The organism is Pectinatus haikarae (assembly GCF_050916305.1).
GTDB lineage: Bacteria > Bacillota > Negativicutes > Selenomonadales > Selenomonadaceae > Pectinatus > Pectinatus haikarae.
The window spans coordinates 1,399,678-1,411,869 of sequence record NZ_CP116940.1; the positions used below are offsets into that span (position 1 = coordinate 1,399,678).

Consider the following 12,192-nt stretch of genomic DNA (forward strand, 5'->3'; position numbering starts at 1 on the left):
TTGTCTGTGCCAGGTAAAGAAGATTGCATTATAGCAAAATCAGAAAAGAAGGGCGTTGGCTTGATGTCTGCAGAAAATATGGAATACTTGACTATTGCTTTGCCGAAAGGAAAAGTTTTTGGCAAAGCTGCCGAATTATTTAAAAAAATAGGCTATACGGCGGAAGGTTTATCGGATAAATCACGCAAACTTATAATAACCAACAGAGATAAAAAAATACGATTCATAATAACCAAAACAGCAGATGTGCCTGTTTATGTAGAATATGGAGCAGCTGATATAGGGGTGATCGGCAAGGATGTTTTGCTGGAATCGGCAAAGGATGTCTATGAGCTGCTGGATCTTAAAATTGCCAAATGCCATTTGATGATGGCAGTGGCGAAGCAAGCAAAAAGAGCACATCTTGCTGATTATGCCAATACCAGGGTAGCTACTAAATTCCCGCATATTGCGGCGGAATTTTTTAATAGTAAGGGCATGCAGATGGAATATATAAAACTGCATGGTTCGATCGAGCTTGGACCTATTGTAGGATTATCGGAAAGTATTGTGGATATTGTGGAAACGGGGACCACTCTGCGGGAAAATGATCTGGAGGAGTATGCTTTTATAGCTGATGCTACAGCCAGACTTATAGCTAACAGAGTCAGTTTTAAAATGAAATTTGACAGAATCAGCAAAATGCTCGAAGATCTACGTGCGATTATCGGCTGAATTTGGAGGGATAGATTATATATGTTGAAATACCGTACAGGCATAAAAAATTTGCCTACCTATGATGTGGTTGAGCGTGACTGGAATATTAAGCTCAATGCCAATGAATGTAATATGAACCTGCCGCCCGTTGTGGAAGAGCGGGTTATGAGCGGCTTGTCAAGGCTTGCTTTTAATAGATATCCGAATACGGAGACTGAGTCCCTGGCCGAGCAGCTCGCGGGGGCATTTCATGTGCAGCGCGGCAATATACTTTTGGCCAATGGTTCCAGCGAGATTTTGGAAAAAATGTTTTTTTGCTTTGGCGGGCGCAATCATAAGGTAGTTTATCCCAGACCGTCTTTTTCAATGTATAAAATTTATGCGGATTTGAGCAATTCAATAAGCGTACCTTTTGATCTGGATGAAGAGTATCGTTTGAATGCGGGAAAATTTGTAGAAACAGTAAATACCAATAAGGCGCATCTGGCTGTGGTATGTGCACCGAACAATCCGACAGGCACGCATATTCCTCTGGAAGACATAGAGTATATAGCGCAAAATATCAGCTGTGCATTTGTGGTAGATGAAGCATATATAGAGTTTGATAAAAAATCAGCCACGGAAATACAGCACAAATATCCGCATATGATTGTGGCACGCACTTTCTCAAAAGCTTACGGTCTGGCGGGGGCAAGAGTCGGTTATATGATAGCTGATAAGAAAATAACGGAAATGACAGGCAAAGTGTTTATGCCGTATCACTTGAATATCCTTTCGGCGGTGACGGCAGATATCGTTTATCAAATGAGACATGAATATGAACCGCGTATTGCGATGATGATCGCCGAGCGTGAACGCATGGCTCTGCAATTGAAGCAGATGGAAGGTATAAAAATTTATCCGTCCGCGACGAACTTTATTTTGATGAAATATGATAAGGCAGCTGCTTTGAACGAATATTTGATAAATATAGGTATAGGGGTGAGAAGCTTCGGCAATGCTCCTGGACTTGAGAATTGTATCCGCATTTCAGCAGGCCTGCGGGAAGAAAATGATACGTTTATGAAAATTGTCAAAGAATTTGTGGAAAATCACACTGAGGAGTGAGCATATGCGCCAATTTACTATAGAACGCCGGACTCTGGAAACCTCTATAAAAACCACGATCAATCTTGATGGCACGGGCAAAGCCGCTGTCGATACAAAAATCGGTTTTTTTGATCATATGCTGACACTGCTGGCTGTGCATGGGCTGATAGATCTGAACGTGACATGCGATGGCGATATAGAAGTGGATGGACATCATACTGTAGAGGATATAGGCATTGCCATGGGGGATGCGTTTTTCAGTGCTGTCGGCGATAAAAAAGGGATCAAAAGATATGGTACCTTTTATATTCCGATGGACGAGGTACTGGCCATGGTATCTCTTGATATAAGCAACAGGCCGTTTTTGGTTTTTGAGGCGGGAGAATTGGCACCGATGATCGGCTCTTTTGATACGCAGCTGGCAGAAGAATTTTTTCGGGCATTTGCTTTTCATGCAGGAATAACGCTGCATATAAAGGTATTGTACGGAAAAAATTCGCATCACAAAATTGAGGCGATATTCAAGGCACTCGGACATGCATTGCGGGAAGCAGTGGAAAAAGATCCTCGAGTGGACGGTATACCAAGCAGCAAGGGGGTCCTGTAATATGATCGCAATAGTGGATTATGGACGCGGCAATTTGTTCAGTGTACAGAAGGCTTTTGCTTTTTTAGGTGCAGAGGCACGTATAACGGACAGTCACAAAGAAATAGAAAAAGCAGACAAAGTGGTTTTACCGGGAGTCGGAGCTTTCGGTGACTGTATGGATACGCTGTCGAAAACAGGGCTTGTCCCTGTGCTGCATGAAGCAGCAAAAAGCAAACCTTTTTTGGGAATATGTCTTGGTTTGCAATTGCTGTTCGAGGGCAGCGAAGAAAATCCGGGAGTAAGAGGACTGGGGATTTTCAAAGGCATGGTGAAAAAAATAAATGCACCTGAACTTAAGATACCGCATATGGGCTGGAACAACATTTTTGCAAGAGACGGGATGCAGCTGCTGAAGAATCTTCCTGAACGCCCCTATGTTTATTTTGTGCATAGTTATCATGCGGTTCCCGACGATCAGTCACTGGTAATCGCGTGGACAGAATATGGTGAAAAAGTAACTGCGGCAGTGGGGAATGGTTTTGTTTGGGCGACTCAATTTCATCCGGAAAAATCGGGAGAAGTAGGGATGCAAATTTTAAGAAATTTTGTTATGCTATAATAAAGATAAATAGAAAATAAAATATTTAAGGGAGGTATTATCTATGTCTGATATTTATGAAATAAAGGGACGTGAAGATGCGGGGAAGTTGGAAGTTTTTTTTGATTATGCTTGTCCCTACTGCTATCGCGGCCATAAAAATCTGATGGAGCTTATGAAAAAGTACCCGAAACTGGATATCATATGGCGTCCATGCGAAGCCCATCCTCGTCCGGAAGAGCACGGTGTGCACAGTGATCTGGCTATTTGCGGCATGTATTTTGTATTGGCGCATGCGGGTGACTTGATGAAATATCATAAATTGGCATTTGAAGCGACCTTTGAACATCATAAAGATATTTCGGATATTGCGGTTTTAAGCGATATAGCAGAACAATGTTCAGTAGATAAAAAAGAATTTACCGAAGCATTGACACAAGGGCTTTATCAAGATCTGGTGACACAGGGAAATATATATGCATGGTCAGAAAAGGAATTTGACGCGGTGCCGAGTTATGCCAGGGGCATGGCAAAAATAGGTTCGGGGAATGGTGTAATGGTAACAATAGAAGAATTGGAAAAATTTATTCAGGATTGATAACCATGTACGGCGGGAACATTTGCCAAATAAACAGATTATGGATATAGGGATTGTGAGGTTATATTTATGTTGATTTTGCCGGCTATTGATATAAGGGGCGGAAAATGTGTGCGCCTTTTTAAGGGGGATTTTACCAGAGAAACAATATTTTCTGAGCAGCCTGTCCAAACTGCCCAAAAATGGGCTGATATGGGAGCTAAATATCTTCATATCGTTGATTTGGACGGTGCTCTGGCCGGTGTATCAAAAAACTTACCGGTAATAAAGCAGATTGTCGATACTACTGATATTCCGGTAGAACTGGGCGGCGGTATACGTACGATTGACAATATAGAAAGTATTTTGCAGATAGGAGTAAGCCGTGTCATTCTGGGATCGGCAGCAGTGCAGAATCCGCAGCTGGTAACGGATGCATGCAGGTTATTTGGCGACAGGATAGCAGTCGGCATTGATGCAAAGGATGGGATCGTAGCGGTTGAGGGCTGGGGCGTATCGGGAAATGTGCATGCTGTTGAACTGGCAAGGAGAATGGCACTGGCGGGTGTAAAAAATATAATTTATACTGATATTTCCAGGGACGGGACATTATTGGGAATAAATGTGCAGGCAACCGCAAATTTAGCTAAGAGCAGCAGGGTAAATGTGATTGCTTCCGGGGGGTTGTCTTCTCTGGATGAAATCGGCGAACTGAAAAAATATGAGAAAGACGGTATTGTTGGCATTATTGCCGGTAAAGCCATCTATACCGGTGCTCTTGATCTGAAGGCCGCAATAGAAATTGCCGAGGGTGAATAAAAATGTATACAAAAAGGATTATTCCCTGCCTGGATGTGAAAGCGGGGCGTGTTGTAAAAGGAACGAATTTTGTTTCTTTGCGCGATGCCGGTGATCCGGTAGAAATGGCATGTCTTTATGATAAGGAATGTGCAGATGAATTGGTATTTTTGGATATTACTGCTTCCAATGAAAAACGCGATACTATGGTGGAAGTTGCGTCCGGCTGTGCATCACAGGTATTCATCCCATTTACGGTGGGCGGAGGAATACGTTCCACAGATGATATGCGGAACATGCTCAAAGCAGGTGCTGATAAAATATCCCTTAATACGGCTGCAGTTACAGACCCGGCACTGATAAGCGAAGGAGCGGTAAAATTCGGCAATCAATGCGTTGTGCTGGCGGTAGATGCCAAAAGGGACGGTGAAGATTCCTGGGAAGTTTATATAAATGGAGGGCGCACACCGACAGGACTCGATTGTCTGGAATGGGTGAAAAAAGCGGTTTCTCTCGGTGCCGGTGAAATACTGCTGACCAGTATGGATGCTGACGGAACGAAAAACGGATATGATATAGCTCTGACACGGGCTGTATCGGAAGCGGTATCGGTTCCTGTCATTGCATCAGGCGGGGCAGGAGAATTGTCGCACTTTTACGATGTATTGACAGAGGGGAAAGCCGATGCTGTGTTGGCGGCTTCGGTATTCCACTATGGCAGGTTTCGCATTCGTCAGGTGAAGGAATATCTGTTGTCACGGGGTGTGGAGGTAAGATTATGATTGATATAGATAAAGTGAAATTTGACGAACAGGGATTAGTACCGGCTGTGATTCAGGAAATAGATAACGATCAGGTATTGATGCTGGCGTATATGAATGAAGAATCGCTGAAAAAAACACTGTCTACCGGTTATACCTGGTTTTTCAGCCGCAGCCGGCAAGAACTCTGGAATAAAGGCGAAACTTCCGGCAATAAGCAGAAGATAGAAGAGATATTTTATGACTGTGACGGTGATACCCTTTTAGTAAGAGTACATCAAACAGGATGCGCCTGTCATACAGGGACATACACATGTTTCAGCGGCAGACGGCTGGGTTCTTCTAATAAAGAAATAGCTGTTCTCCGGGAGAAAGAGCAGCACTCGGCAAGCCTGACAAAAGTGCTTAACGAGTTATACGCTGTAATTCAGGACAGGAAAATACATCCTGTCGAGGGTTCATATACGAATTATTTGTTAAGACACGGACAAGATAAAATACTCAAAAAATTGGGTGAAGAAGCAGTAGAAACGATCATAGCATCCAAGAATAATGATAGGAAAGAAATACTTTATGAAATGGGAGATCTTTGGTATCATTGTCTGGTTGCACTGGCCTACCATAATATAGCACCGGAAGAACTGCTCGGGGAACTTTTAGGGCGGCGCAGCGGTGGTGGTGAATATCATAGTTTTATTGATCCTGATGATTTGGATCCGGAAGAGCAATGAGAATGCCGATGGGTATTGCTGTTTATAGAAAATAATATTTTGCGTAATCTATGGAGGAAAATATGGAAGATGTAAAATGTGCAAAGGAATTTTTACAGGAATCTTCATGGCAAAAAGGCAAAGGGAAGAAACAGACCGGCAGGCCGCTTCTTGAACTGCCGGCCGCTGAGGGCGAGGCAGTGATCATATTGCCGGAACCGGATATGCTGGAAGATCATACTGTGAATTTTCTTGAAATGATAGAACTTAGGGCAACTATTCGCCAATATAGTAAAGAGTCGCTTTCCCTGAAAGAATTGTCATATCTTCTTTGGTGTACGCAGGGCGTCAAAATGGCCAATGAGAATTTTACATTGCGCACGGTCCCCTCGGCGGGAGCGAGCCATTCTCTGGAAACATATATTCTTGTAAACAATGTGGAGGGCCTGGAAGCCGGTGTATATCGCTTTTTGGCTGTTGAACACAGCTTGGTCAAAGTGGATGCAGACAGGGACGCTGTCAGCAATTGTTTTTCTACCTTCAAGGTTGTTCTTAACAGTGCCGTTACTTTTATATGGAGTACAGTCATTGAAAGAGTTGCCTGCCGTTATGGCTCGAGGGGATATAGGTATGCATTTTTGGATGCAGGGCATGTGTGCCAGAATATTTATCTTGCGGCACAAACTATAAAAGCAGGCGTGTGCGCGCTTGGAGCTTTCGATGATGAGCAGATAAATGAAGAGCTGGCTCTGCCGAAAGATGAACAGTTTGTTGTTTATGGCGCCGCCGTGGGCAAGATATAAATGTAAATGATATATAAAATAAAAAGCTGCCGTACTGCATTGTTTTCTGCAGTACGGCAGCTTTTTGTTTAAGTGCTCATGATCCAGCGGATGAAAAAAATTTATTGATTCCATTGTAAATACCGGCAGCAAATTTATCAGTACCGCTGTCAGAAGTCAGCAATGCCTGCTCGGTAGGATTTGATATAAAGGCGGCTTCGATAAGGACTGCAGGCATATCAGTATGTTTGATCACATAAAAATTGGCTGTTTTTGTGCCTCTGTCCGGAGTATTTAAATTATCGATAATGCCGCGGCGAAGATATTCGGCAAGGCGTTCACTCAGGCCGCTTCCATTTTCATAATAGTAAGTGGAGGTGCCATTGGCAGATGTATCGGTAAAAGAATCGTTATGAATACTGATAAATATGTCGGCACCGGCTTTGTTGGCTATATCGCATCGAGCCTGCAATTCTGCAACATCACTTGCGGTGGGCGCAGCGACGGAGGTATCTGTGGTTCTGGTCATTATGACCGTGGCACCGGCGTCTTCCAGCATTTTTTTCAATTTTAAACCTATCCGCAGCGTAGAATCTTTTTCTTTTGCGCCATTGTAGCCTACTGCACCGGAATCATTGCCGCCGTGTCCGGGGTCGATGGCTATCTTTTTGCCTTTTATCCCCGGTGAAGTAAATATATCAGCAGTTGTATTGGAAGGGATTACAGATGTTGAGGCAGAAGACGCGGTTTTTGCGGACGAGGTTTGGGAATGTTCCTTAAGCCTGCCAAAATCCATTACGACACGATACGGAACGCTGCCGGCAGATAAGGAAAAAACATCATATGAATCACGTTTGAGAGAAGTATTGATAACTATGCGGACAGTATCATGAGAAAACTGAGCTACACGGATATTGCGGATATTTTTATTGGCTACTGTAAATTCTTTTTTTACAGATGGGGTGATCCACGCACCTTTCAGATCTATGACAATACGATCAGGAGAAGACAAACCAAAGGATTCATAATCAATTTCCTTATCTGCATCGGCAACAAGCCGTACTTTGCCATTGGCAGAACTTATACGGATATCGGTGATCTTCGCCAGAGAGGACGCAGCAGCAGTAAAATTGCCCGCTCTGGCGGTTTGAGGCAAAGACAGAAAAAAACTGAATAAAAATATATTGATCAAGAAAAAAGATAATATTCTGGGCAAAAAAACTCCCTCCCGCTATGTTGGAATATCGCATATAAAAATTGGCCGCATAATAGTTTAAGTTTGTAAAAAATCAGCAATAAGACAGCTGATGATCAAGCAGGTAATAAACAAGTGATTTTTCAAAGTAAAGCAGAGCACTATTAATATTATATATATTATTACATTCTAATATTCTACAACAAAAATTTGAAAAAGACAAAATAAAAATCTATTACTTGATATATGCCATTGCCAATGTATATAATAGATGACAGATGCAATGATAATTTTGCGCTCGTGCAATCCGGTCCGGCTGATTTAATGCAATGATTGGCAGGACTGAGGATTCATATAACGAATAATAATAAAGAAAAAGCATTAAAAATGTGACGGAATCAGAGATATTGTCGTGTATGGCTGGCCCATGATAATAAAGGGGGGATCTTTTTGCAAAGGGAAGATATACGGGGAACAATTGTCAATATAAAAATTATCGGTATCGGTGGCGGCGGCAACAGTGTGCTGAAACGCATAGCAGATGAGGAACATTCGGGGATGGATCTTATTGCTGTAAATACGGATAAAAAACAGCTGCAGACTTTGGCGCAGAAAAGCATCAGCCTTTTCCAAATAGGTGAAAATGTAACGCGCGGGCTCGGCAGCGGCGGTAAGGTGGCATTGGGGCAGACGGCTGCTGTCAATGACGAATCGCTTATAAGGGATTCGTTGACCGGAGCTGATATGATTTTCATTACGGCGGGAATGGGCGGGGGGACCGGCACCGGAGCGGCACCGGTAATTGCTGAAATTGCTCATTCTATGGGAATCCTTACTATCGGTGTATTTACAATACCGTTTTCGTTCGAAGGTTCACGCAAAAGGAAAACAGCTATGGCCGGTGTGGAAGCCATGCGACCCTTTCTTGATGCATTGATCGTCATTCAGAATGATAAATTGCTCGAATTGCATGGGACTAATAAGCATATGTCGCTGCTGAATGCCTTTCATATGGTGGATAGTGTTTTAAAACAGGCCATCCGCTGTGTGTCGGAGTTGATTTTGACGGTTGGCGTTATAAATGTCGATTTTGCAGATGTTAAGTCTATTTTCAAGCAAAATGGCAATTCAGAAGCTCTTTTGGGCATAGGAGAAGGCAGCGGAGCGGTAAATGCTGTCAAAATGGCTGTAGAAAGTCCCTTGATAGAGCGCTCTGTAAATGGGGCCAGAGGTATTGTTTTAAATATAACCGGCGATGAAACGTTAAGCCTTTTTGAAGTAAATGAAGCCACCAAGTTTATTTATGAGAATACAAGTTCCGATGTTAACATAATATTGGGTACAGTTATAGATAAAAGTTTGGCAGGGAAAGTCAGAGCCACGATTATCGCAACTGATTTTGTGGATGACAAGATTGCGGCACCCGCGAAAAAAGAGGAGGCCGCCAGCGAAAATCCTTCATCGGCTCCGGATTTGCCTGTTTTTATGCAGAAGACTGATTCAACTGCGGGCTCAGATAAAAATTTGGGCAGATTGATTTTTGATATAGAAAAAATAGATAAAAAAAAGGATATATGATTCTGACGGCAGAAAAATTTTTTCTGCCGCGCAGATAAAAAGACCTTGGCAGCACAGTGATTTATTATCACTATTTTGCCAAGGTCTTTTTAGTTTTGAGGTGTAAGGTGAAAAGCATATGTTGGAAATTTGTTCATTACAGAAAATTTAGGTATTATAGTCAAACTTTAAAAATATTTATATCATCAGAGAAATACTGTGCCAGTTTTTTGAATTCCCCGATTTTATCAAGCAGACCCTTGATTTTTTCATTATAGATATGAATAGATGCGTTGACTTCTTCTGTGGATGCAGAATTGTCCTGAGCAATATCTACGATGGATTCTATTTTTTCATAAACATCATTCATACCGGACATTTCATGTTCCAATTGACTTATTATTTCAACGATGCTGTCAGAAACTGTACGTATTTTCTTCAAATAGGCAGTGTTTTCGGTCACAACCGAGATCAGATTGGCATTTTCCTCTGAAAGAATATCATATTCGACATCTACATGCTCGACAACTTCTTCGATAGTCTTGGTTATTGTCTGAACATCATCTGAAATGATCTGAGACTGTTCCTGGGATTGTTCGGCAAGTTTTCTGACCTCTTCCGCAACAATCGCGAAGCCTTTACCATGTTCTCCTGCCCGCGCAGCTTCTATAGCTGCATTGAGTGCGAGTAGATTTGTCTGTCCGGCAATGGCAGCCACCGTGCTGGTGATTTCGGTGATGCGCTTGGTCTGATCACGCAGACCTTCTACCGAAGCGTTGACCTTGGCAAAATTAGCCATGCTGGAATTGATTTTCTCGCTTGAATCATGAACATTGGAAAAACAATTTTCAATTTCACCGACGGCTGTTTGCAAATGAGTATTATTGCTGGCCTGTTTTTGAACGACATTTTTCAATGCAGAAATATTATCGTTTAAAATACTTACAGCCTGCGAAACTTTTTCGGAAGCTACAACAGATGATTCGGCACTGCTGTTTACTACCTGCGCAATAGTGTCGGAAGTTGTGCTCATGGTATTGCCAAGATCACTGAAAACATCACCGTAGCGGGATAGTTCATCCTGACCGCCTTTAATGCCGGTGAAGCTGCGGCGCATGCTGATTTTATAAGATTCTATTTGATCGGAAAGTGAGCTGAATATGTCTCTGGAAATTATATTCACAGTAGTAGCATAATTATGCTCATTGAGAGCGGTGAGTAAATCTTTGACGGAGGAAAGAGGGCGCAGGAATAAAGAAGAAATAATACCAGATAAAAAGCCGGTGAAAATTGGAATCCACAAGGGGAAGGAAAAACCGACTGCCTTTGAGAGAAGTGCAGCTATAAACATACATATAGCCGTCAAAAGTCCAATTTTAAATGAGAGAGAAGGTAAAAAACTGAAAAGGCAATTCAAACGGTAGGTATGATTGCTTTGTATCTTATAAGAAAATTTGAGCTTGAGTTTCAGGTGCTCAGTTCCTTTTTCTATTTCTGAAATTTCTATTTTTTCATGATAGTGCGCAGCGGCGCCATCCAGAAGACCGCGAAAATAATCAAATTTTTTCCGCTTGGAACGATATGTAAAAATGGATTCAGTAGAAGAGATGTTTTTCATTTCAACGGCAGGCGGATTTGCACCTGGGATAAGCCGTGTCACTTCTACATGAATGTCGTACAGTGAGCTTAAAAAAGCATGCAGATTTTCTCTTTGAAAAAAACCGGGGTAAAATTCAAAGAAAGTTGTAATATTGTCTCTGCCAATGGCACGCCAGATTTCGGCAGAAGGTTTTCCTAACTTTTTTGCCAGTGTATCACCAAGCGCCTGAGAGACTGCATCATCGATGTCCTCACTCGGTGTAAAAATATGATCGGAACCAAGTCCTATGTCATCCATGACGCCTCTCACGAGATCATCACCCCAGAGTTTTTTGCAGGTGCGTGTCCACGTGCTTACTACTGTACCTTTCATTATATACTCTCCTCTTTATTCTTATGCTGCTAATTATATACTTTTTTTTTAGGGTAGTAAATGATTATCTATTGATGCAAATAATTATCTGAGAAATAAAGTATAGCGGTATTAAAAAAGCTTTTCTGTTGTACAAAAAGCACAAAAGAAAAGCTTTTAAGTTCCCCCGGTCATTGCATATTTGACGCAAAATTTTTTATAAAAAACAGATACAGGTCACTCAATATTTATATGGGTGGTGCTGTCGTTCGGGATCGTTTTCGGCAGATTAATATTGAGTATACCGTCCGTGAACTCGGCTTTTGCCCGTGCTTCGTCTATATTATCTATATAAAAAGAACGAGACATGCTGCCATAACGGCGTTCACGGCGTATATATTTTCCGGTATCGTCTTTTTCTGCTTTTTCATCCTTGCTGTTTGCCTGAATAGTAAGATAACCATTATCATAGTTAAGTGAAATATCCTCTTTCTTTACGCCCGGAAGCTCAGCGGATAATTCATAAACATCACCGAGATCTCTTACATCGACTTTAAAAGAGGCAAAACCAGACATAGCGGTTTGTACAGGAGCAATTGCTGAATTAAAAAAAGGTTCATTGAAAAGATCAAATAAGCGGCCGAAGGCATCTTCCTTCTTGCTAACATTATTTTTTGCAAACGGAACTAAACCAAACATAAGAAAACCCCCTTAAAAATACATTAGTATAAACATAGACGGCAGAGAAAATGATCAGCAGACATTTCTTTTCAGCCTTATATTTATATTATACCGATAAAAGTCAAAAAGTCAATATTAAATGAAAAGTGACTTTATTTGTTGGCAATAGACAAAAAGTCTGTTACTATTATATAAAAATGTATTAATG

General features: G+C 41.8%; 13 protein-coding genes. 10 read left to right on the forward strand and 3 right to left on the reverse strand.

Annotation, left to right across the window (positions count from 1 at the left end; all coding sequences use genetic code 11):
* Positions 1 to 63: 63 nt before the first annotated feature.
* The 9 genes from hisG (at position 64) to NXG61_RS06905 (ending at position 6,621) form a co-directional block, all read left to right on the forward strand.
* The gene (hisG, locus tag NXG61_RS06865) at positions 64 to 714 is read left to right on the forward strand and encodes an ATP phosphoribosyltransferase (RefSeq protein ID WP_196603796.1); all 651 of its coding nucleotides are present in this window, start codon (positions 64 to 66) and stop codon (positions 712 to 714) included.
* Positions 715 to 735: 21 nt separating this feature from the next.
* The gene (gene hisC, locus NXG61_RS06870; RefSeq protein ID WP_196603529.1) at positions 736 to 1,803 is read left to right on the forward strand and encodes a histidinol-phosphate transaminase; all 1,068 of its coding nucleotides are present in this window, start codon (positions 736 to 738) and stop codon (positions 1,801 to 1,803) included.
* 4 nt (positions 1,804 to 1,807) lie between these two features.
* Positions 1,808 to 2,392 (forward strand): imidazoleglycerol-phosphate dehydratase HisB, encoded by a 585-nt coding sequence (gene hisB / locus NXG61_RS06875; RefSeq protein WP_196603530.1) that lies wholly within the window; start codon positions 1,808 to 1,810, stop codon positions 2,390 to 2,392.
* 1 nt (position 2,393) lies between these two features.
* A complete protein-coding gene (gene hisH, locus NXG61_RS06880; RefSeq protein WP_196603531.1) occupies positions 2,394 to 2,993 on the forward strand; it encodes an imidazole glycerol phosphate synthase subunit HisH in 600 nt (199 codons plus the stop codon).
* Positions 2,994 to 3,036: 43 nt separating this feature from the next.
* Positions 3,037 to 3,570 carry a DsbA family oxidoreductase gene (locus NXG61_RS06885; RefSeq protein WP_196603532.1) on the forward strand — a complete coding sequence of 178 codons (534 nt, stop codon included), beginning with the start codon at positions 3,037 to 3,039 and terminating at the stop codon, positions 3,568 to 3,570.
* 69 nt (positions 3,571 to 3,639) lie between these two features.
* Complete coding sequence (hisA, locus tag NXG61_RS06890; RefSeq protein ID WP_196603533.1) at positions 3,640 to 4,368, forward strand: 1-(5-phosphoribosyl)-5-[(5-phosphoribosylamino)methylideneamino]imidazole-4-carboxamide isomerase; 729 nt, start codon at positions 3,640 to 3,642, stop codon at positions 4,366 to 4,368.
* 2 nt (positions 4,369 to 4,370) lie between these two features.
* Positions 4,371 to 5,129 carry an imidazole glycerol phosphate synthase subunit HisF gene (gene hisF, locus NXG61_RS06895; protein ID WP_196603534.1) on the forward strand — a complete coding sequence of 253 codons (759 nt, stop codon included), beginning with the start codon at positions 4,371 to 4,373 and terminating at the stop codon, positions 5,127 to 5,129.
* Entirely contained in the window at positions 5,126 to 5,839 is a 714-nt protein-coding gene (hisIE, locus tag NXG61_RS06900; protein WP_196603535.1) for a bifunctional phosphoribosyl-AMP cyclohydrolase/phosphoribosyl-ATP diphosphatase HisIE, read from the forward strand. The genes hisF and hisIE overlap by 4 nt, the downstream gene beginning before the upstream one ends.
* 62 nt (positions 5,840 to 5,901) lie before the next feature.
* Positions 5,902 to 6,621, forward strand: a complete 720-nt coding sequence (locus tag NXG61_RS06905; RefSeq protein WP_231038456.1) for a SagB/ThcOx family dehydrogenase — start codon at positions 5,902 to 5,904, stop codon at positions 6,619 to 6,621.
* Positions 6,622 to 6,697: 76 nt separating this feature from the next.
* On the opposite strand, the gene NXG61_RS06910 is transcribed toward NXG61_RS06905, so the two are convergent.
* The gene (locus NXG61_RS06910; protein WP_231038457.1) at positions 6,698 to 7,816 is read right to left on the reverse strand and encodes an N-acetylmuramoyl-L-alanine amidase; all 1,119 of its coding nucleotides are present in this window, start codon (positions 7,814 to 7,816) and stop codon (positions 6,698 to 6,700) included.
* A 429-nt stretch (positions 7,817 to 8,245) separates the two neighbouring features.
* Between NXG61_RS06910 and ftsZ the strand changes: the two genes are divergently transcribed.
* Positions 8,246 to 9,373, forward strand: coding sequence for a cell division protein FtsZ (ftsZ, locus tag NXG61_RS06915; protein WP_196603537.1), 1,128 nt, complete (start codon positions 8,246 to 8,248; stop codon positions 9,371 to 9,373).
* A 160-nt stretch (positions 9,374 to 9,533) separates the two neighbouring features.
* Here ftsZ and NXG61_RS06920 read toward each other — a convergent pair whose 3' ends face one another.
* Both NXG61_RS06920 and NXG61_RS06925 read right to left on the reverse strand, forming a co-directional pair.
* A complete protein-coding gene (locus NXG61_RS06920) occupies positions 9,534 to 11,324 on the reverse strand; it encodes a heme NO-binding domain-containing protein (protein ID WP_196603538.1) in 1,791 nt (596 codons plus the stop codon).
* A 216-nt stretch (positions 11,325 to 11,540) separates the two neighbouring features.
* A complete protein-coding gene (locus NXG61_RS06925; RefSeq protein WP_307223100.1) occupies positions 11,541 to 12,002 on the reverse strand; it encodes an Hsp20/alpha crystallin family protein in 462 nt (153 codons plus the stop codon).
* Positions 12,003 to 12,192 lie beyond the last annotated feature (190 nt).